Annotated in this window: 20 protein-coding genes and 1 pseudogene; 13 read left to right on the forward strand and 8 right to left on the reverse strand. The window is 62.1% G+C overall.

Annotated features, from left to right (window positions below):
• Positions 1–3: 3 nt before the first annotated feature.
• On the forward strand, positions 4–909 hold the full coding sequence (locus AC1RWL_RS09630; protein ID WP_493094445.1) for an SMP-30/gluconolactonase/LRE family protein: 906 nt from the start codon (positions 4–6) through the stop codon (positions 907–909).
• 206 nt (positions 910–1,115) lie between these two features.
• Here AC1RWL_RS09630 and AC1RWL_RS09635 read toward each other — a convergent pair whose 3' ends face one another.
• Positions 1,116–2,075 (reverse strand): LysR substrate-binding domain-containing protein, encoded by a 960-nt coding sequence (locus tag AC1RWL_RS09635; RefSeq protein ID WP_493094446.1) that lies wholly within the window; start codon positions 2,073–2,075, stop codon positions 1,116–1,118.
• 103 nt (positions 2,076–2,178) lie between these two features.
• Here AC1RWL_RS09635 and AC1RWL_RS09640 point away from each other — a divergent pair, with 103 nt between their 5' ends.
• The 10 genes from AC1RWL_RS09640 (at position 2,179) to AC1RWL_RS09685 (ending at position 13,284) form a co-directional block, all read left to right on the forward strand.
• Complete coding sequence (locus tag AC1RWL_RS09640) at positions 2,179–3,225, forward strand: aromatic ring-hydroxylating dioxygenase subunit alpha (RefSeq protein WP_493094447.1); 1,047 nt, start codon at positions 2,179–2,181, stop codon at positions 3,223–3,225.
• 11 nt (positions 3,226–3,236) lie between these two features.
• Positions 3,237–4,337: a 2Fe-2S iron-sulfur cluster-binding protein gene (locus AC1RWL_RS09645; protein WP_493094448.1), complete on the forward strand. Its 1,101-nt coding sequence runs from the start codon at positions 3,237–3,239 to the stop codon at positions 4,335–4,337.
• Positions 4,338–4,395: 58 nt separating this feature from the next.
• Positions 4,396–5,505, forward strand: a complete 1,110-nt coding sequence (gene hisC / locus AC1RWL_RS09650) for a histidinol-phosphate transaminase (RefSeq protein WP_493094449.1) — start codon at positions 4,396–4,398, stop codon at positions 5,503–5,505.
• A gap of 116 nt (positions 5,506–5,621) precedes the next feature.
• The gene (locus tag AC1RWL_RS09655; RefSeq protein ID WP_493094450.1) at positions 5,622–7,586 is read left to right on the forward strand and encodes a DUF2817 domain-containing protein; all 1,965 of its coding nucleotides are present in this window, start codon (positions 5,622–5,624) and stop codon (positions 7,584–7,586) included.
• A 77-nt stretch (positions 7,587–7,663) separates the two neighbouring features.
• Positions 7,664–8,461 carry a transporter substrate-binding domain-containing protein gene (locus AC1RWL_RS09660; protein ID WP_493094451.1) on the forward strand — a complete coding sequence of 266 codons (798 nt, stop codon included), beginning with the start codon at positions 7,664–7,666 and terminating at the stop codon, positions 8,459–8,461.
• 84 nt (positions 8,462–8,545) lie between these two features.
• Positions 8,546–9,253, forward strand: a complete 708-nt coding sequence (locus AC1RWL_RS09665; RefSeq protein ID WP_493094452.1) for an ABC transporter permease — start codon at positions 8,546–8,548, stop codon at positions 9,251–9,253.
• 3 nt (positions 9,254–9,256) lie between these two features.
• Positions 9,257–9,943, forward strand: a complete 687-nt coding sequence (locus AC1RWL_RS09670) for an ABC transporter permease (protein WP_493094453.1) — start codon at positions 9,257–9,259, stop codon at positions 9,941–9,943.
• A 28-nt stretch (positions 9,944–9,971) separates the two neighbouring features.
• On the forward strand, positions 9,972–11,099 hold the full coding sequence (locus tag AC1RWL_RS09675) for an S-(hydroxymethyl)glutathione dehydrogenase/class III alcohol dehydrogenase (RefSeq protein ID WP_439616839.1): 1,128 nt from the start codon (positions 9,972–9,974) through the stop codon (positions 11,097–11,099).
• A 116-nt stretch (positions 11,100–11,215) separates the two neighbouring features.
• Complete coding sequence (gene gfa, locus AC1RWL_RS09680; RefSeq protein WP_493094454.1) at positions 11,216–11,797, forward strand: S-(hydroxymethyl)glutathione synthase; 582 nt, start codon at positions 11,216–11,218, stop codon at positions 11,795–11,797.
• A gap of 56 nt (positions 11,798–11,853) precedes the next feature.
• Positions 11,854–13,284, forward strand: coding sequence for an FAD-binding oxidoreductase (locus AC1RWL_RS09685; protein WP_493094455.1), 1,431 nt, complete (start codon positions 11,854–11,856; stop codon positions 13,282–13,284).
• A gap of 387 nt (positions 13,285–13,671) precedes the next feature.
• On the opposite strand, the gene AC1RWL_RS09690 is transcribed toward AC1RWL_RS09685, so the two are convergent.
• Positions 13,672–15,222 (reverse strand): DUF1963 domain-containing protein, encoded by a 1,551-nt coding sequence (locus AC1RWL_RS09690; RefSeq protein WP_493094456.1) that lies wholly within the window; start codon positions 15,220–15,222, stop codon positions 13,672–13,674.
• 221 nt (positions 15,223–15,443) lie between these two features.
• Positions 15,444–15,554 (reverse strand): annotated as a pseudogene (locus tag AC1RWL_RS09695) (type II toxin-antitoxin system VapC family toxin); the annotation flags it as partial.
• 32 nt (positions 15,555–15,586) lie between these two features.
• On the opposite strand from AC1RWL_RS09695, the gene AC1RWL_RS09700 reads away from it, so the two are divergent.
• Positions 15,587–15,856, forward strand: a complete 270-nt coding sequence (locus AC1RWL_RS09700) for a transposase (RefSeq protein WP_493094457.1) — start codon at positions 15,587–15,589, stop codon at positions 15,854–15,856.
• Between the two features lie 71 nt (positions 15,857–15,927).
• Here the strand turns inward: AC1RWL_RS09700 and AC1RWL_RS09705 are convergent, their stop codons facing one another.
• Genes AC1RWL_RS09705 through AC1RWL_RS09725 form a run of 5 tightly spaced genes read right to left on the reverse strand, consistent with a single transcriptional unit; the run spans position 15,928 to position 20,036 of the window.
• The gene (locus AC1RWL_RS09705; RefSeq protein ID WP_493094458.1) at positions 15,928–16,638 is read right to left on the reverse strand and encodes a fumarylacetoacetate hydrolase family protein; all 711 of its coding nucleotides are present in this window, start codon (positions 16,636–16,638) and stop codon (positions 15,928–15,930) included.
• Positions 16,638–17,390 (reverse strand): ABC transporter permease, encoded by a 753-nt coding sequence (locus AC1RWL_RS09710; protein WP_439630180.1) that lies wholly within the window; start codon positions 17,388–17,390, stop codon positions 16,638–16,640. Before AC1RWL_RS09710 ends, AC1RWL_RS09705 begins: the two co-directional genes overlap by 1 nt.
• 6 nt (positions 17,391–17,396) lie before the next feature.
• Entirely contained in the window at positions 17,397–18,203 is an 807-nt protein-coding gene (locus tag AC1RWL_RS09715) for an ABC transporter ATP-binding protein (protein ID WP_493094459.1), read from the reverse strand.
• Between the two features lies 1 nt (position 18,204).
• Positions 18,205–19,047 (reverse strand): ABC transporter permease, encoded by an 843-nt coding sequence (locus AC1RWL_RS09720; protein ID WP_435265537.1) that lies wholly within the window; start codon positions 19,045–19,047, stop codon positions 18,205–18,207.
• The gene (locus AC1RWL_RS09725; protein WP_493094460.1) at positions 19,047–20,036 is read right to left on the reverse strand and encodes an ABC transporter substrate-binding protein; all 990 of its coding nucleotides are present in this window, start codon (positions 20,034–20,036) and stop codon (positions 19,047–19,049) included. Before AC1RWL_RS09725 ends, AC1RWL_RS09720 begins: the two co-directional genes overlap by 1 nt.
• Before the next feature lie 249 nt (positions 20,037–20,285).
• Between AC1RWL_RS09725 and AC1RWL_RS09730 the strand changes: the two genes are divergently transcribed.
• A complete protein-coding gene (locus AC1RWL_RS09730) occupies positions 20,286–20,960 on the forward strand; it encodes a FadR/GntR family transcriptional regulator (RefSeq protein WP_256116715.1) in 675 nt (224 codons plus the stop codon).
• Positions 20,961–21,091 lie beyond the last annotated feature (131 nt).

A 21,091-nucleotide genomic window follows, 5' to 3' on the forward strand; every position in this document is an offset into this window, starting at 1 on the left:
ATCATGAGCGATATCGTCGTTGAAGATCCGCGCATGTTGCAACTGGTCGATCCTGATACCCGGCTCGAACGGCTTTGGACAGGCGCGGTCTGGAGCGAAGGCCCGGTCTGGTGGGAAGACGGCAGCCTCACATGGAGCGATATTCCCAACAACCGTATGCTGCGCTGGCATGTCGATATGGGCGGTTCCGTCTTTCGCCAGCCGTCTGGCCATACCAACGGCCATACCCGCGACCGCGAAGGCCGGCTGGTCTCCTGCGAGCATTCGGGACGCCGCATCAGCCGCACCGAGCCGGATGGGACCATCGTGACGGTGGTCGATCGCTACCAAGGCAAACGATTGAACTCGCCCAACGACGTGGTGGTGAAATCCGACGGAACGATCTGGTTCACCGACCCCTCCTACGGAATCCTGTCCGATGACGAGGGCGTCAAAGCCGAGAGCGAGATCGGCGCCTGCCATGTCTACCGATACGACCCTTCGACGGGAGAACTTGATATCGTCGCCGACGATTTCGAGAAGCCGAACGGACTGGCCTTTTCGCCCGACGAAAGCCTGCTCTATATTTCCGACACGGGATTTTCCCATTTGCCGGATGGACCGCGCCACATCCGGGTCTTCGATGTCGTCGAGGGCCGCCGTCTCGCCAACGGTCGTATCTTCGCCGATGTCAGGCCCGGAGCCTCCGATGGCTTCCGGATCGACGTGCGTGGCAATGTCTTCACCTCCTCGCACGACAGCATCCAGGTTTATGCACCCGACGGATCGAGGCTCGGCAAAATTCTGGTGCCCGAGATCATTGCAAATTGCACTTTCGGCGGACCGGACCGCAGGCGGCTGTTCATAACCGCCTCCACTTCGCTCTATGCTATCGACGTACTGACGAAGGGCGCAGTCTGGCCATGTTGAACTCGACCGGAGGAAATGAAGGTCAGGTACTGATGCTCGTGGAAAAGAGCAGCCGTTGCCTCAGCTTCTATGACCGGGAGACGACGCAAAGCCTAGCCAGCATCGATCTCCGTCTTCTCGCTCTGAGCGAGGCGGAGAACCTGCTCAGTCGCACCGTGACGAAGGTGTCGCCATGTAAGGTTGACCGCCCGTGTATTCGGAGGGGGTTATACCGTGCTTCCGCGGTTCAAAATGGGTACAGAAACCGCGTCCTGTTGTTTCGCAACACCGAGGAGCCATTTGTGAAATCTCTGTCCAAAAGGCTTTTCCAAGGCGGTTCTGTCCCAGGCTAGATAATAGCTTTCGGGCAGCCGCATGCGGATGTCGAACGGAACAACCAACGTACCCGCGGCAACCTCTTCCTGCACCATGGACACCTGTGCAAGCACAAAGCCCCTTCCATTTGCGGCCGCATCGATAGCACTACTCGACAAGGTGAAAGAGAGGCCGGAAAACGTCTGATGTCCTTCCGCATTGATCAGGTTCGCCCAGTCCTTCCATTGCGGTGAAGCCTTGTAGTCCGCCTCCCATTCCACATTGAGCAGCGGAAATGTGAGAATTTCTTCCGGGCGTTGCGGAGCACGGTTGGCGATAAGGGTGGGCGAACAGGCCGGCACGACCCAGTCGGTGAACAGGTTGGCGACGTGTTCATGCACATGGGAACGCCGACCGTAAGTGATGCGAAAATCCACCTCTTCCGCACCCAGGCGAGGCTCCTGCTCCTGACCGAGAATGCGCACATTCGAACCCGGACAGAGAGATTGCCAGTCGAATATTTTACGGCTGATCCATCTGCTGGCGACGGATGACAAGGCGCTAAGCACGATGCCGCTCTCATTTCGGGCGCGCGTCAGGACGTTTGCAGCGTGTGAGAGTTGCTGGAAACCCTTCGCAACCTCCCGATAATAAAGCCGCCCCCACGAGGACAGCTCCACGCGTCGCCCGCGGCGCTCCAAGAGCGTCAAGCCGAGACATCGTTCCAGATTGCGCACCAACTGGCTGACGGCTCCGGGCGACACGCCAAGATCTTCCGCCGCAGCCGTGACCGAACCGCATCGTCCGATGGCCTCGAAGGCCTGCAAACCCCGCAAGGACGGATTTGGCATCGCTACATATTCCTTCCTCATGCTGTTCCTATTTAGAAATTCTAAAAAAGAACGCAGGCGCTGGCAACTTGTTGGCGGACAAAAAACGACGAACATTCGCTTAGCAAAACGCAAGGAGAGCGAAATGTTTCTCACGAACGCCTGGTATGTCGCAGCATGGGACCACGAGGTCGGCCGCGAGCTGAAACCCGTTACGATCCTCGGTGAAAACATCGTCCTTTACCGCAAGCAGGATGGCCAGGCCGCGGCGCTCGAAGATGCCTGTCCCCATCGCAAGCTCCCGCTTTCGATGGGCCGTATCAAGGGTGACGACGTGGAATGCGGCTATCATGGCCTGACGTTCGACTGTTCCGGCGCCTGCACGCGCGTTCCCGGCGCCGAGCGTATTCCGCATGTGGCCAAGGTGCGTTCCTACCCCGTCCACGAACGCTACGGCATGCTCTGGATCTGGATGGGCGACGCCGACAAGGCGGATCCGAAGGACATCTTCGAGGTCGATTATTTCGGCGATCCCGCATGGGGCGTCAATCGCGGCGAGTCCATGACCCTCAACTGCAACTATCTCTACATGACGGACAACCTGCTCGATCCGTCCCATGTCGCCTGGGTCCATCAGTCGTCCTTCGCGAGTTCCGCCTGCGAGGAGACGCCGCTTGAGACGACAGTCAAGGACGACGGCGTGACCGTGTGGCGCTGGATGATCGATTCCGAGCCGGCTCCGTTCTATGCGCCCTTCCTGCAGTTCGAGGGCAATACCGATCGCAAGCAGCACTATGAGGTGCGCTATCCGAGCAACGCGATCATCAAGGCGATTTTCGCGCCCGCCCATACCGGCGGTGAAGGCCGCACGCTGCCGGACAACACCTTCCTCATGGACAGCTACAACTTCATGACGCCCGTCGATGAGAACCGGACCAAATATTACTGGTTCCAGATGCGCAATTTCGCGCCCGACGACGCCAAGGTTTCGGAGAGCTTCGCGAAATCCGTGCGCGGCGCCTTCGAGGAGGACCGCGTGGTGCTGGAGGCGGTCCATCACGGCATGGCCAACAAGCAGACGCCGAACCTCGACCTGAAGATCGACGTCGGCCCGATGCGCTTCCGTCGCAAGCTGGCCCAGATGATCGCCGCGGAGGCGAGAGCCGAACCGACCAGTGAAGCGGCTGAATAGGGATCGATCGGATGCTGAATGCCGCGGCCTCGCGCTTCCGCCCTTTCGAAATCATCTCGAAGGTGCGCGAAAGCGCCACCATCACATCCTTCCGCCTGGCGCCGCTCGAACGGCAGCATTGGCGGCCGTTCGAGGCAGGACAGTTCCTCACCATGCGCGTCCCGGACCGCAAGGGTGGCCATGTCCTGCGCAACTACACGGTCTCCTCGTCGCCGCGCGAGGAGGGCACATACCGGATCACCGTCAAACGTGAAGCCGCGCCGTCCGAGGACGTGCCGCCGGGCCTGAGTTCCTGTTGGCTCCATGACGAGATCGAGCCCGGTGCCGTCGTCGAGATCGACCCGCCGCGCGGCGCCTTCAAGCTCGACGCCGCGAGTTCGAGGCCCGTCGTGCTTCTTTCCGGCGGCGTCGGGCTGACGCCGACGGTTTCGATGCTGGACGTGCTGGCACGGGAAGGCGACCGTCCCGTCTGGTTCATCCATGCCTGCGACAGCGCGGCCGTCCATGCGTTGCGGGAGGAGGTCGAGTATGTCGCCGCCCTGCGACCCGGTATTGCCGTGCACTTCTGCTACCGTTTCGCGGACAGGGATGATCTCGATACGGCCCGATGCCACTCGGCGGGCTTCCTGACGCGTGCCACGCTCCAGCGTCTCCTGCCGCTTGACGACTATGACATCTACATGTGCGGCCCGCCGCCCTTCATGCAGGCCCTCTACGGCATCCTCACCGGCCTCGGGGTGCGCAAGGACCGCATCGCCTACGAGTTTTTCGGGCCGGCAAGCCTGTTGACGGAGACCGGGCAGACCGTCGCCCCGTCCCCCGTGCCAAGTGCCGTCGAGCCAGCCACAGAGACAGACGGCCATCGCATCGTTCTGCGGAAATCGGGGCGGGACCTCGTCTGGAACGGTACGAGCGAATCCATCCTGGCCTTTCTAGAGGCGCAGGGCATCGAGCCGGAATTCTCCTGCCGTGCGGGGGTCTGCGGAACATGCGAACAGAGGCTCGTCTCGGGCGAGGTCGACTACTTCGAGGAGCCTCTCGATGCACTACCGCATGACCGCGTGCTGCTGTGTTGCACCAGGCCGAAATCATCGATCGTGCTCGATCTCTGACAGCTCGAAACAAGAGGCTGCGGCCTGAACCGGGATACCCGATCCCAAAGGAGGATCCGTGACGAAACTGCTTCAGACCGAAATCCCGCTCAATCCACATGTCGCGGCCCTACCGCCTTACAATGCGGGCATGAACATCGCCGCCGCGCGAAAGCACAGCGGCCGGCAGGACATTGCGGGCCTTGCCAGCAACGAAAACCCGGATGGATGCTCACCGCGTGTCGCCGCAGCACTCGCCGGCCTCAACCCCTCGCGCTATTGCGACCCCGCCTGCACGGCGCTGCGCGCCGCACTCAGCAACAAGCTCGGCGTCCCCACGGAGCGCATCGTGGCCGGCAACGGCTCGGAGGAGATGATCGCCGCGGTGTGCCGTGCCGTGCTCAGCCCCGGCGCCCTCGCGGCAACGGTCTGTCCCGGCTTCGGACTGCACGAGATCGAAGCGCTCGCCAATGGTGCCAGGGTCGAGAAGGTCGCCATGCGGGCGGACCTCGAATTCGACGTGCCGGCAATCGTCGCCATGCTGGCACGGGCGCCGGCGATTTTCTTCCTCTCCTCACCGTCCAATCCCGTCGGCCCGGCGCTCGACCGCGAAAGCCTCGACCGTGTTCTCGCGGCGGTCGCGCCCGAGACGCTTCTCGTGCTGGACGAGGCCTATTTCGAGTTTACCGATGAAGACATGCCCGACGGGCTTGCCGCACTCTCCGCAACAGACCTGTCCTGGGTGGTGCTGCGCACCTTTTCCAAGGCCTATGGTCTTGCCGGCCTGCGTGTCGGCTACGCCGTGATGTCGGATGTGCGGCTGGCGCGCGTCGTGACGGCGGCCAAGACCCCCTTCAACGTCAATGCCGCCGCCCAGGTCGCCGCCGTCGCCGCGCTGGAGGACGAGGCCTGGATGCGTTCTTCCGTTGCAGCCTTGAAAAGCGAGCGGGCACGGGTGGCCGACGCCGTTGCCGCAATGGGACTGGCGGCCGCCCGGTCGCAGACGAACTTCCTGTTCATCGATGTCGGCTGGGACAGCCGGGCGGCGCTGGATCACTTCCTGTCGAAGGGGATCATCGTCAAGCCGTGGAAGGAGGAAGGCTACGAGACCTTCATCCGCATGACGATCGGCACCCCTTCGGAAAACGACCGCTTCCTCGACGCGTTGCGCGCTCTTGCCAGCGGGTGACGACGCCTTGGGCGTCACACAAGCCAATGCAGAACAAGGGGTCGGGCCACGACCCAAGGGAACGAACAATGAGTGCAAACGCACGCCTGTACGAAGCAAACCGGGAGCCCTTTCGCATGTCCCCTTCAACGCCATCCGGCCTTTTCGCCGGTGACTTTTCCGCACTGCGCGCCCGGTTTCTTGCCGCCGCGCGCACCGCCGGGGCCAGCCTGGTCGAATACCTGCACCCCCTGCACGGACCGAACGGCGAGCGGCTGGCCACCGACGTCGCCTATCTCGGCCGCAACGATGCGAGCAAGCTCATGGTGCTGATTTCCGGCACACATGGCGTCGAAGGTCCCTTCGGCTCGGCCTGCCAGACCGCCTGGCTTTCGCAGAATTCCCCTTGGCAGCTTCCGGACGATACCGCCGTGCTGGCGATCCACCTCATCAATCCCTGGGGTACGGCCTGGACGCGCCGCGTGAACGAAGACAATGTCGATCTCAACCGCAACTTCATCGACTGGCAGAAGGCGCCCCCGAAGAACGACCGTTATGCCGATCTGCACGGCACGCTGGTCTGTCGCGCGTGGGAAGGCCCGGAGCGCGATGCGGCCACCGAGGCTTATGAAGCAGCCAAGGAGCGGCTCGGCGGCTATGACGGCATCGCCCCGATCGTGGAGGCCGGACAGTACGATTTTCCGTACGGCCTGTTCTATGGCGGCGACGGCCCCGTCTGGTCGAACCGTACACTCTTCGACATCCTGTCGACATTCGCGCAGGACGCAGTGGAGGTCGTCGTCTTCGACCTGCATACCGGTGCCGGACCCTACGGTTATCCCGCGCTCCTCTCCGTCGCCGAAAGCGAGCACGCCGGTCTGGATTGGGGCCGGCGCGTCTTCGGGCCGGCCCTCTCGGTCGTCGTCACAGGAGAGAATGCGAAGACGGACACCGGCATCGCGGCAACTGCGACCGGCTATGTCTCGGCCGCGGTGCGAAACGCGCTGCCGAAGGCGCGTGTCCTGCCGCTGGTAGTGGAATGCGGAACCCTCGATGGCGCCGCCGTGTCGGATGCGGTCCAGGCGGACAACTGGCTCCACCTGTTCGGCAAGATCGACAGCGCGCTCGGAGGCCGGATCAAGCAGGCCCTGCGCGCCGCATTCATCCCGGAGGATGCGGATTGGCAGCGCACCTGTCTATCGACCTCCCTGCGCCACTTCGATCGCGCCTTTGCCGATCTGAAAGCGGTCGGCGGCATGGGGGTGGAAAAGCCGATCCCCGCGGCCGCGGCCGTGACCGTGCTCGCCCATCCGGATGGCGGCAGTCCAAGGCATGGCGAGAAACCCGCGATTGAGGTGCATGACATCCACAAGCGCTTCGGCCTGCTGCCGGTGCTCAACGGCGTCAACGTCTCCGCGCAGCCGGGCGAAGTCGTGTCCATGATCGGCTCTTCGGGCTCGGGAAAGAGCACGTTCCTGCGCTGCATCAACCTGCTCGAACAGCCAAACGACGGGCGCATCATCATCGACGGCGAAGAAATCCGCATGAAGAAGGCATCGGACGGCAGCGCCGCGCCGGCCGACATGCGGCAGGTCGAGCGCATCCGCTCTCGCGTCGGCATGGTGTTTCAGAACTTCAACCTCTGGCCGCACATGACGGTTCTCGAAAACATCATCGAGGCGCCGCTGCATGTGCTGAAGGAGGACAAGAAGGCGGCGATCGACCACGCCCACGCCCTCCTGAAGAAAGTCGGCCTCTCCGAAAAACACGCCCAGTATCCCGGCCAGCTATCGGGTGGCCAGCAACAGCGCGCCGCAATCGCCCGCACGCTCGCCATGCGCCCGAAGCTCATCCTGCTGGACGAGCCGACATCAGCGCTCGATCCGGAGCTGGTCGGCGAGGTCCTGCGCGTGATCCGACAGCTCGCCGAAGAAGGAAACACGATGATCCTCGTGACGCACGAAATGCAGTTCGCGCGCGAGGTCTCGCACAAGATCCTCTTCCTCCACCAGGGAAAGGTGGAGGAAGAGGGTGCCCCCGCGGAGGTCTTCACCAACCCCCGCTCCGAACGCATGCGCCAGTTCCTGGCCCGTACGCTCTGACATCCCGCCAGACATGCCCGCTCGGGAATGTCTCCGGACGGGAACCAACAAGAACGCTCAACATGGGGAACCAAAACATGAAGCTGAAAAGTCTGTTGCTCGCCGCAGTCTTCGCCGCCGGCATCACCGCGGCACAGGCCGCCGAGGGTGAATTGTCGATTGGAACGGAGGGCGAATATCCACCGTGGAGCATGGCCGATTCCGTCGGGAACGTTACCGGTTTCGATGCGGATGTCGGGAACCTGCTTTGCACCAAGCTGGAGATGAAGTGCCACTTCGTCGTGCAGGCCTTCGACGGCCTCATTCCGGCGCTGAAAGCCAAGCGGTTCGACATCATCATTTCCGGCATGTCGATCACCGCGGAGCGCAAGAAGCAGATCAACTTCTCGATCGGCTATGCGGAACTCGCCAACATGTTCGTGGTGAAGAAGGATTCCGACCTTGCCGGCATCAAGGACATCGAGACCCTTCTGAAATCGCTCGACGGCCGCACGGTCGGCGTCCAGGCCGGAACGACCCATGCGCATTTCATGGAAAAACGCGCGGCTACCGCCGTGCTGAAGACCTATGACACGCTCGACCAGATGCAGATCGACCTTGCCAGCGGTCGCGTCGAGGCCGCCTTCGCCGATGCATCCGCCCTTCAGGACTTCCTTGCCCGCCCCGACGGCAAGGACTTCCAGTTCGTCGACGTCAAGGTGCAGAGCACCTTCGATCCGTCGCTCGGCGAAGGCATCGGCGTGGGTATTTCGCAAGAGAATACCGAGCTGAAGGCCCGTATCGACAAGGCGCTCTGCGAACTGGTCGCCGACGGATCGATCGGCAAAGCGAGCGAGACCTGGTTCAAGACGGATATCTCCCGTCCCTGCCAGTAAAGCCGACACGGCGCTCCCGCGGAAAAGCTTTCTCCGCGGGAGCGCCGCATCCCACAGCACAACAGACAGGTTTGGGCGGGTTCGATGGAACTTGGATTATGGCAGGTATGGGAGGGCGGCTGGATCGCCGCAATCCTGCGCGGGGCGGCAGTCACCATTGCCCTTGGGGTCGCCAGCATGGCCTTCGGCATCGTCATCGGTGTTGCCGGAGGCCTCATCAAATGGGCCAGGCTTTTCCCGCTGACGCTGGCGGTGGATTTCTACACATCGATCGTGCGCGGGGTGCCGGAGCTGCTGATCATCTATCTTCTCTTCTTCTCCTCCGTGGAATTCGCGGCACGGGTTGCGGCGGCATTCGGCTATGAGGGGCTCGCCGGAAACGGTTATGCCTTCGTCATCGCCACCGTCGCGATCGCGGCGATTTCCGGAGCCTATTCGACCGAGGTGGTCCGCGGTGCTCTTGCGGCCATTCCCACCGGCCATATCGAGGCGGCACGGGCGCTCGGCATTCCGGCAACCCGCATTTTCCGCCGCATCATCGCACCGCAGATGCTGCGCATCGCCGTGCCCGGCATGAACAATGTCTGGCAGACGACGATCAAGGACACGGCCCTCGTCTCCGTCGTCGGCCTGCAGGAACTGATGCGCGCCGCCTTCGTTGGCGCCGGTTCGACCCGCCACCCCTTCATCTTCTACTTCATCGCCGCCGTCGTTTATCTCTCGATCACGCTGGTGAGCCAGGGCGGTTTCGACTGGATCGAGCGCCTTCTGCGCCCTCGCACGAGGAAATAGGCCATGAATTTCGACCTCATCCACCTCGCCGTTCCCACCCTCGCCAAGGGGCTGTGGCTGACCGCCGTCCTGACGCTCACCTCCGTCGCCATCGGCTTCAACCTGGGGCTCGCCCTCGCCGTCATGCGCCTGTCGAAACATGCGGCGCTGAGCAGCTTCGCCAAGGGCTACAGCACCGTCTTCCGCGGCACGCCCCTGCTGGTCCAGCTCTTCCTCTTCTATTACGGCCTCGGCCAGCTTTCCATCGTGCGCGACAATCCGGTGCTCTGGTGGATCGTCGGCGATGGCACGCATTGCGCCGTTATGGCGCTGGCGCTCAACACGGCCGCCTATACGTCGGAAATCCTGCGCGGCGGCCTCATGTCCATTCCAGGAGGGCTCGTCGAAGCGGCGCAAGCCTGCGGCATGTCGCGGCTCCTGTGCTTTCGCCGCATCGCATTTCCCCTCGCCATCCGCCAGGCACTGCCGGCCTATGGCAACGAGCTCGTTCTCGTCGTCAAGGGAACGAGCCTCGCCTCCACGATCACCGTCCTCGAGATCACCGGGCACGCAAAGCGCCTGATGAGCCAGACCTATGCGATCCTCGAAATCTTCGCCATCGCCGGCGTGCTCTATCTCCTGATCAACCTGGTGCTGATCACCCTCGTCCGGCTCCTGGAAGCCCACCTTACGCGCTACCTGCCGCGATAAACGCACCGCTCGAAAGAAAGAGAAAACCATGGACGTACGCGCCGCCGTTGCCGTTCAGGCCGGAAAACCGCTGGAAGTCATGACCGTGCAGCTCGACGGCCCGAAGGCCGGCGAAGTGTTGGTCGAGGTCAAGGCCACCGGCATCTGCCACACGGACGAATTCACCCTGTCGGGCGCCGACCCGGAAGGCCTCTTTCCGGCGATCCTCGGCCATGAGGGTGCCGGCATCGTCGTCGATGTCGGCCCGGGCGTCACCTCGCTCAAGAAGGGCGACCATGTCATTCCGCTCTACACGCCGGAATGCCGCGAATGTTATTCCTGCCTGTCGCGCAAGACCAACCTCTGCACGTCCATCCGCGCCACCCAGGGCCAGGGCCTAATGCCCGACGGCACCTCGCGCTTCTCGATCGGCAAGGACAAGATCTTCCACTACATGGGCTGCTCGACCTTCGCGAACTATACGGTGCTGCCCGAGATCGCGCTCGCCAAGGTCAACCCGGACGCGCCCTTCGACAAGATCTGCTACATCGGTTGCGGCGTGACGACCGGCATCGGCGCGGTCATCAACACCGCCAAGGTAGAGGTCGGGTCGACGGCGATCGTCTTCGGGCTCGGCGGTATCGGCCTCAACGTGCTGCAGGGCCTGCGCCTTGCCGGTGCGGACATGATCATCGGCGTCGACATCAACAACGACCGCAAGGCCTGGGGCGAGAAGTTCGGCATGACGCATTTCGTCAATCCGAAGGAGGTCGGCGACGACATCGTGCCCTACCTCGTCAACCTGACCAAGCGCAACGGCGACACAATCGGCGGCGCGGACTACACGTTCGACTGCACGGGCAACACCAAGGTGATGCGCCAGGCGCTCGAATCTTCGCATCGCGGCTGGGGCAAGTCGGTGATCATCGGCGTTGCCGGCGCCGGCCAGGAGATCTCCACCCGTCCGTTCCAGCTCGTCACCGGCCGCAACTGGATGGGCACCGCCTTCGGCGGCGCGCGCGGCCGCACGGACGTGCCGAAGATCGTCGAGTGGTACATGGAGGGCAAGATCCAGATCGACCCGATGATCACCCACACCATGCCGCTCGAAGACATCAACAAGGGTTTCGACCTCATGCATGAGGGCAAGTCGATCCGCAGCGTTGTGGTATACTGAGCGCGGGTTTGAGACCGCTTGCACACTGCAATCCATTCATCGTGCCGCCGGCCGCCGTTCGGTGGTGCCTGTGATCGGCCGCGCATACCGCGCCGGCCATGAAGGAGGAGAAGCCCATGCCAAACATTGCGATACATCCATCCATCGACAGCGGGTTCAACGCGACCGATGCCGCTTTTTCCGGCGGCACGCTCGTCTGCAACTGCACGAGCAATCCCGTAAAAGTCCGCATCAAGAGCGACATCGCCCACAATCATGCCTGCGGGTGCTCGAAGTGCTGGAAGCCTGACGGCGCCGTGTTCTCGGTCGTCGCCGTCGCGCCGACGGACAATGTCGAGGTGCTCGAAAACGGCGACAAGCTCGCCGTGGTAGACCCCGCGGCGCTGATCCAGCGCCACGCCTGCAAGGGGTGCGGCGTGCACATGTACGGCCCGGTCGAACGCGATCATGCATTCAAGGGCCTGTCCTTCGTGCATCCGGAACGCTTCCAGGAGCAGGGCTGGGCGAAGCCCGGCTTTGCGGCCTTTGTCTCCTCCATCATCGAGAGCGGCTACGATCCGGCGAAGATGGACGGTGTGCGTGCACGCCTGCGCGAACTCGGCCTGGAACCTTATGACTGCCTCAACCCCGGGCTGATGGATTACCTCGCCACCTGGACGGCGAAAAAGAACGGCACCCTGCCGGCAGAGGCGTCCTGACGGAACCTGCGGCAACAACCGCATCGTTCTCCGTTCCCATCAACAGGTGACATCGAATGCATAGCCTGCCCCCTGAATTCAAGGCCGAAATCCGCAAGATCGTCGGCGAAGGCAACCTCAAGGATGGAGAGGTCACGTCCACCATCGACTATGGGGTGGCTCCTGAAAACCTCGGGGCAGGCATTGTCGTCCTTCCGGGAAGCACGGAGGAGGTTGCCGCCGTCGTCAAATGCTGCCTCGCCCACCGGGTCCCGCTCGTCACGCATGGCGGCCGAACCGGGCTCGTGGGCGGGGCGATGTCCCGGCCTGGCGAACTGGTGCTCTCAACCGCCCGCCTCAATCGAATCCTGTCTCTTTCACCTGTCGAGCACGTTGCCGTCGTGGAGGCGGGGGTGACATTGCAGGCACTGCAAATCGCCGCCGCCGAGCATCGACTGGAACCGGGAATCGATGTGCCGTCTCGCGGCTCGGCAACCATCGGCGGCATGGCATCGACGAATGCCGGCGGCATCTCCGCCTTTCGCTACGGCGTCATGCGACACCGTATCCTTGGCTTGGAGGCCGTGCTTGCGGATGGCTCCATCTATTCCGACCTCACCAGGGTCGTGAAGAATGCTGCCGGCTATGACCTGAAACACCTTTTCGTGGGAAGCGAAGGCACGCTGGGCATCATAACGCGCCTTGCCGTCAAGCTCGAACCCCAGCCGGCGGCCACCGCCACAATCCTCTTTGGCCTATCCTCGGTGGATGCGGCTCTCGCGACGGTAAGCCGGGGGCTTCATGCCGGATACGGGCATCTGCGTGCAGCGGAGGCGATCTGGAATAACTATTTTCGGATGACATCGGGCCATCACGGCTGGTCCGCCACGGATTACAGGGCCGACCATCCGGTCAACCTCCTTGTCTCGCTCGAAGGCGCCGACGATGCGGCCCTGCAGACGGAACTCGAACATATCTATGAGGACATCATCGCAGATCATCCCGATTCTTCGGCCGTGATTGCGTCGTCGGGTGCACAGGAGGCGGATATCTGGCGGCTGCGCGAGGATACCGACCTCATCTATCGCAAGCATCCGGGCGCCCTTTCCTATGATGTCTCCGTTCCCCTTTCCAACGTGCGTTCCTATCTCGACCGCTGCCTTGCCGACCTCCGGGACCTGGATGCCATGCTCGATCCCTACGTGTTCGGCCATCTCGCCGACGGCAATCTCCATATCGTCCTAAACGCGGCCGGCAGCGACGTGCCGGCGGAAAAAGCAAGAGCAATAGAGACCGTCCTCTATAAAGATCTCAGTCAGCTTGGTGGCTCGTTTTCCGCCGAACACGGGATTGGCGTAAAAAGAGTGGGAGCCCTATTGGAAACAGCGAGCGCCGCGAAAATGACGTTGATGAACAACATTAAAAACACGCTCGATCCAGGCGCGATTTTCAACCGCGGAAAAGTGCTGCATGACCAACGGACGCAGCGGAACATCCCTCTGACCTGAGCCCCAAGTTTCCTGCGCGATTTCTGAGAGTCTTGGATTTTTAGCTTTGGCCTTATGCAACCTGTTTTTCCATATCCATTTTCATCGCGAATTCGGTGGGCGTGATGTTGCACAACGATGAATGGAGCTGGACAATCCTGCCGCCGGCAGCCGACACGCAACACATGGACAATACCGTCTTGCCAAATATGTTTGGCAGTTCGACGGGAAATTCCGTGCTGCTATCAGGACTATCTCCTCGAACTCAGGTAGCGCCGCCACCTCTCGTCGAGTCGGCGCCAACAAGGCCCGCATTGTCTCGGCGAACCACAGTCGAGTTCAATGCGGCAACTCCCGTGGCAAATCCTCCAACTCGCTCTTGTACAGAACCGTATGCCAAGCGATCCATCATCCCTTGCTGTGTCGAACGAACATCCCTTGATCGTACAGGCCGTTGGTGATCCGCGGTTGGGGGCACCAGACCGACATGCCGTATTCGTGTTCCGATTGCGTGTGTAGAAGGTCGTCGGCGGCAATGCTGATCAGGCAATCATGGCCGCGAAAGTCCTCCCAGTTGTTTGGAAATTCAGGTTCCAGGCCAAAGAGCCTGTGGTCACGCCAGTCGGTGATCAATGCTTCGGCAAACGAACGGTAACAGGCCGGAAGCGCGTCCCAACGGCTCTGCTTGAGCAGGTCGGGATAAGCCGCTTGCAGCTTGTACCAGACTGCTTGGGCGCTGCCTGGCAAGAGAAGCTTCGGCTCGTACGTATCGGTTATCTGATCGGACACCGCCATGCGCTGCGAAAAAATCTCGTCAAGGATCAGGACGTCAACAGCATCCTCTTTCGGCCGCGAACGGGCCAGCCGTAAGAAATCTTTCAGAGCCCTCAAAAGCAACGGCGCTTCTCGCAGTATTATGGCCTCGTAGGCCGCCTTTTTCTGTGCGCCCTTGATATCGTGAGGCGGTGCTATGGCAGAAGTCTGACGCAGCCTTTCCGATGCCTGTGCGACCCGTAGTGAGGACTCTAGGCAATCCGTGACGGCCTCTGCATCCAGGACCGCAATCGCCCACGTCTTTATCCAGTCGCGCGGCAACACGAACCTTTCAGGCATGAATGCAGGCCGCCCCTCCATGCTCAGATAGGCCACAGGATCGACCGGCCGCCAGGTGAAACATTGTTCTTCGCTGAAGAACCCATGCTTGGAAACCGGTTCCAGTCCTTCCGGCAAAGGCACCGGCAAGGCCTGTAGCATTTCCTCGACCCCGAGCACGCGGCACGCGTAGGATTCGCCGATAAAGACGAGCAAGGAACCTTCCACCGGCAGACCGGGCGGCCTATGCCCACTTTCCGGCTCTGGCTGCACGGCGGCCAAATCGATTTGCGCAAGGAAATGAAGCGGAGTTCCATCGACATCGTTCGGCCATTCAAAGCCGGCAGGTGCATGTGGCACGCCGCCGAGCCAAGAGGTTACATCCGCAAAAGGCGCGAAGGGCGAGCGAAACAACAGTGCCCAAGCGGGCAGTTGCGCGGCGCGTTCGTACCGACCCGAGCGGGCGATTAGCTCGCTTACAATCGATCTGCTATCCACCGACTCACCCTTATGTTGGGTCGGCGCTACTACGGGTGCCGGCGCTTGCCTAACGGCAGAAGCAATCCGGCTCTTTGAAACGGACGGGGTGGGCGGCTGACGCCGGATTCCGGTATTGTCGCCTCTTGCCGCCACGTCTGTGCGCAGGAAAGCCATGACCGTAAAGATCACGGTCAAGACCGCCATGACACCTGTAGCCGCCTCCACCCCAGCCCATGAAACGAGCACGAAGTCCAAAACGGCGTTTATGCCCCGCACGCCACGTGCGTCCTCCCCTCCTGGCAGTTTTTCGAGAACGCGGGACCAAGTCTGCACGGTGAGTACAGACATGACGAAGAAGACAAAAAACGCTCGAGCGAAGGGCTGCATGCCGGATAACTTACGAAGCTCGTCTGAAGAATGGGTGAAGCATCCATCTCCCAAGCCCCCCAACGGAGTTGTCCGCAGGGATATGTCGATGGGTTACAATTCTACCAACATGTTCTGACGATATGTCGTTTCAGTCGACACGAACCGGTTCCCCAACATGGAATTATAGCCCCTCCCATTCCATCGCGTATGGAGGAAGCTCTCGGCAGAGCCTCAGAAATCCACGGGGACATGAGCCAGAGTCCTTTGGTCTCAAAATCCCTGAGATTACGTGTCGCAACGCGGCCGCCATTTACCCGAGCGATTGCCGCGACCATTCCATCCGCGGCCGATTTTCGGTGGTGTGTGATTCAAGGAGACTGTTGTGCGCCGTCACGAACTGAGCGACGAGGAACAGGCCGTTATCGCGCCGCTTCCGCCAAACAACGTTCTTGGAGTTGAGCGGGTCGATGACCGCCGGGTTGTCGACGGTATCGTAGGGCGGTTCCGGACAGGTTCATCCCGCCGTAATATGCCGGATCGCTATGGCCCGCGCACCACGCTTTGCAAGCGGCTTTCCCGCTGGGTGGGTTCAAGGATAGAGTACGGCTCTCGGGAAACACCCACCCTAAGTCTTCTTCTCCCCCTACCCTAACAAGGACAAAATGGCGCCGGTGGGCGGGTCAAATGAGAAATGACGGCGCGCCGGAGCGCGCCGCCTCGTATTCAGCCAACCTTGAAGGCGACCTCGTCGACACCGTCCACATGGGCGACCATCACGTCGCCCTTAACGATTGCGCCGACGCCGGCGGGGGTGCCTGCGTAGATGAGGTCGCCGGGTTGCAGGGTGAAGAGGCGTGAGAGGTAGGAGATCATTTCCGGGACTTTCCAAATCATCTGGTTGAGGTCGCCTTCCTGGCGGGTCTCGCCGTTGACCTTGAGCCAGATCGCGCCGTCCGTCGGGTGGCCGACCTTTTCGACCGGGTGGACGGGGCCGCAGGGTGCGGAGCTTTCGAAGGCCTTGCCGGTCTCCCACGGGCGGCCGAGTTTCTTGGCCTCCCCTTGCAGGTCGCGCCGGGTCATGTCGAGGCCGACGGCATAGCCGTAGACGCAATCGAGCGCCTTATCGAGCGGGATGTTGTCGCCGCCGCTCTTCAGCGCCACGACGAGCTCGACCTCGTGGTGCACGTCCTTCGTCTCGGCCGGATAGGGGAAATCGGTGCCGGGCAGGACGAGCGTATCAGGGTTCTTCTGAAAGAAGAACGGCGGCTCCTTGTCCGGGTCGTGGCCCATCTCGATGGCATGGTCGGCGAAGTTGCGGCCGACGCAGTAGATGCGGTGCACCGGGAAGAGCGCCTGGCTGTCGACGACAGGTAGCGTGGGGACGGCTGCCGGCGTGAAGACGTAAGCGGCATTGATGGAGGACATGTCGTTCATTATCGCGCTCCTGCGTAATATTCGATGCGTTTTTCAAAGAGTTCCACGGCCGCGGACAACAGCATGGCTGCCGCGAAGAGGATGATTGTCAGGGCCCAGAACCGCTCCATGTCGAAGGAGCGGGAATAGAGCTCGAAGAGTTCGCCGTACCCGATGATCGACACGAGGATCTGGCCGATCACCACGCCCTTCACCCCACGGATGAGACCGATGCGGATGCCCGCGAGGATTTCCGGCAGGGCGGAGAGCAGGATGATCTTGGAGAAGATCGTGATGCTTGAAGCACCGTAGCAGCGCCCCATTTCGATCAGCGACGGCGGCACCTGCATGACACCGGCCCGTGCATCAAGCACGATGATCCAGACGGCGAAGAGGAAGACGGTCACGACGACGGTTGTCTCTCCCAGGCCGAAGAGGATCATCAGCACAGGCACGAGGGCCGACAGCGGCGCGCTGACGAACATGTTGACCCACAGGCCGAAGATGTTGTCGACGATCTTGAAGCGTCCCATGGCGATGCCGAGCGGCACGCCGACCCCGATCGCCAGCGCCATGCCGACGACGAAGGACCGCAGCGTTACCAGCGAGGCGTTCTGCCAGGAATTCGTCGCGACCAGCTCGACGCCAGCCGAGACGATCGCGCTCATCGGCGGGATCAGGAAGATCACATCCATCCTGCCGACGACTTCCCAGACGAGCGCCCAGAACAGGAGCGACGTCATCATGGGGACCTTGAAGCCAAAGAGTTTCATGGCGCCCTACTCCGCATATTGCCGGAGACCCTGCCAGATCTCCTCCACCACATCGAGATAGCCCTTGTCGCGCCGGATGACGTCCGGTGCGGCGGAACGGTCGATATTGGGTTCGATGATCTGGGAGACGCGGCCGGGGCGCGGCGAGAGCAGCACAATGCGGTCGGAAACGTAGACCGCCTCCTCGATCGAGTGGGTGACGAAGAGGAAGGTCTTGCGCTCCTTCTCGACGAGCTGGAGCAGGTCTTCCTGGAATTTCCGGCGGTTCTGCTCGTCGACCGCGGAGAACGGCTCGTCAAGCAGCAGCACGTCGGCATTGACCGAGAAGGCGCGCGCGATGCCGACGCGCTGGCGCATGCCGCCCGAAAGCTCGTGCGGGTATTTTTCCTCGAAGCCGGAGAGGCCGACTTCGCTGATATAGTGCTTGGCGATACGATGGCGCTCCGCCTGCGGCACGCCCTTGAGCTCCAGGCCAAAGCTAACATTGCGCAGCACGGTCGCCCAGGGCATCAGCGCGAAATCCTGGAAGACGAAGGCGCGCTCGGGGCCGGGGCCGGTGACGACCTTGCCGTTGATGCGGATCTGGCCGGAGGTGGCGGGCACGAGGCCGGCGATGATCTTCAGAAGCGTGGTCTTGCCGCAGCCGGAGGGGCCGAGCAGCGTCGTCAGCTTGCCGCGTTCGAATTCGAGGTTGATGCCGCGCAACGCCTCGATATCGCCGTAGCGCTTGCAGATGTCGCGCACCTCGACGATGGCGTCGGACGTGGCGGTTCCGGATTGTTCGACCGCGCGGGCCGGCATGGGATTGGCCATGTCACTTTCTCCTCTTTTCGGGACGCAGGAAGCGGACCTCGACATATTGCAGGACGGCAAGCGTGATCGTCGAGACGGCGATGATCGAGGCGACGGCCGCGTACATGTGGGCGTAATTGGCGATGGAACGGTGATAGGTGATGAGGTCGCCGATGCCCGTAGGCGTGATCAGTAGTTCGGCGAGCATGACGCCGATGAAGCCCGCGGCGATGCCGAGGCGCAGGCCGGCAAACAGCACCGGTGTCGCATCCGGAATGATGATCTTGAAGATCTGCTGCAGCCGCGTGCCCTGGAACGAGCGGCACATGTCGACGAGCGACGGGTTGACGTGGCGCACCGCCTTGTAGGAGTTGAGCACGATTACCGGCAGCGCCAGCATGATGACGGCGAGCGTCTTGGCGACGAGGCCGATGCCGTAGACGAAGGTGACGAGCGGCACGAGCGCTGCCATCGGTGCTGCCTGGAGCACGATGAAGACTGGCGCCAACAGCCATTCCGCCTTGTCGGACAGGCCCATGGCGATGCCAAGCCCGATGCCGAGCACCGCGGAGACGGCGACGCCGATGAGGAGCGGCTGGAAGGTGATGGCATAGGCCGGCAGCAGCGTGCCGTCGAGCGCCATTTCGATCAGGGCGGCGAAGGTTTCAAGAAATGTCGGGAAAGCGAAACTGATCGGGACACGGCCGGCGATTTCCCAGGCGGTGAAGAGAATTGCGAGCGACAGCACGACCCAGAAGGACTTCCGGCGCCGGGCGAATTCGGCGAGCGTTTCGACGATGGTGGAGGAGCCGCTGCCAGCCCCTCCCGTCGCGCTCACCTTGTGGGGTGTGGCGGCCATGTGCATTATTTGGTTCCGATTTTGGCGAGCACCGCATTGAGTGCCGTGAGGTCCCAGAAGTCCTCGACCTTCAGGTCCTCGGCCTTGCCTTCCAGCGCGCCGGAGACCGTGTAGAAGTCGAAATCGTCCTTCGCGGCATCCTCGCCGCCGCCGTTGAGCGGCAGGGTGGCTGCGGCTTCGGCAAAGTACGGGTCGATGTCGGCGACCATTTCCGGCGTCGCATCGGGCAGCAGCTTGTATTTTTCACGCAGCGCGATGGTCGCCTTCGGGTCCGCCGCGACCTCGCGCCAGGTGGTCAGGATCGCCTCGACCAGGATTTCCACGTCCTTCGTGTTCTTCGAGAGATAATCGGTGTTGGCAAAGAGCGCCTCGTCGGTCGCCGCCACTTCGCCCAGCGGCAGGAAGGCGAACTTGCCCGGCGCTTCCTTTTCCAGGATGCGCTTGCCGGAGGAATCGACGATCGTCGCCTTGACGTTGCCCTGGAGCAGCGCGCCTGTGCGCACCTCGGCACCCGGCACGTAGGAGATGTTGGAATAGGCGATGCCGTTCTTGTCGGCCATCAGCTGCATGATCGCCTCGGTGCCGGAACCGCGCGAATGCACGGCGATTTCCTGGCCGTTGAGATCCTTCCACTCCTTGTAGAACTCGGTGTTGACCACCGGGTAGAACTGGAGCTTCGAGAGTTGCAGGAAGATGCGGATCGGCGCCTTCACCTTCTGGAGCAGCGCATAGGGGCCGCCGATGCCGATATCGGCCTGGCCGCTGACGACGGCCTGCGCGGCGATGTCTTCGCTCTTCAGGAACGTCACCTGCACATCGACGCCCTTTTCCTTGGCGCGCTCCAGCGCCGCAAGCAGATGGAGGGATTCGACCGTCGCGATGTCGCCGAAAGCAACACGCATCGGATCGGCAAAGGCCAATCCGGGCACTGCGGCAGAAAGGCAAAGTGCGGCGGCGACCGCGGACGCCCTCATTCGTCTGGCAAACATGTTCATTTTTCTTCCTCCCAAAATCGGGTTCTCCCAACCCAATATAAAACCAATTCTTCATTAAACGAACATTGTGTCAACCAATTAAACGTGCTGCGATGCGGGATCGGCAGGTCATTTCTAGCCCTTAATTGATTTAATATATTGATTTTAAACTATAAAAATTTCTGGCTCAACACCTCAATAACGGCGCGTTGACAGCGGCCAATATGTTCAATATAAGCGAACCAATCGTGAATTGGTTCGGACAATGCCATGCTTGAAAACACCGATGCCACCGTGCTTTCCCGGCTCAGAGACTTCCTTGCAACGGCGCAACTTGCCGAGGGTGGGCGCCTGCCGCCGGAGCGCGATCTGGCGGAATCGCTGGATGTCGGGCGCAGCGCGCTGCGCAAGGCCTTGGCGACCTTGCAGGCGGAAGGCGTCGTTTGGCGCCATGTCGGCAAGGGGACCTTTACCGGCGAGCGGCCGATCGACACCGTCGCGGACATCAATGCCATGGTGCAGCGAACCAATCCGCTGGAGGTCATGGGTGCGCGCATCGCCTTCGAGCCGGAGGTCGCGCGCTGCGCCGCGCTCAACGCCACGCCGAGCCAGATCGCCGAATTGCGCAGCTGCATGCTGAAGGCGCAGCAGGCGCCGACCTGGCGGCTCTATGAGCAGTGGGACAACCGCCTGCATCGCCTGATCGGCGAATCCTCGCAGAACTCGCTGCTGCTCGGCCTGCTCGACACATTGAATGCGGTGCGCCGCGCCGTCACCTGGGGGCGGTTGCGCGACACGCCGGTCCGCCCCCCGCCGGACCACCATTCCTTCGCGGAACATGAGCGCATCGTCGAGGCGATCGCCAACCGCGACGGCGCTGCCGCGGCGGATGCGATGCGCCGGCACCTGCGCAGCGTCGAGGGACATATGCGCGACATGCGCTAAACGAAATCCGAGGAGGGGCGGCAAGAGCGGCCCAAGGGAGAACATGGAATGACGAAGATCAAGGTCGCCAACCCCGTCGTCGAGCTCGACGGCGACGAGATGACGCGCATCATCTGGCAGTTCATCAAGGA

This window comes from Shinella sp. GW821-FHT10F02, from assembly GCF_058809275.1.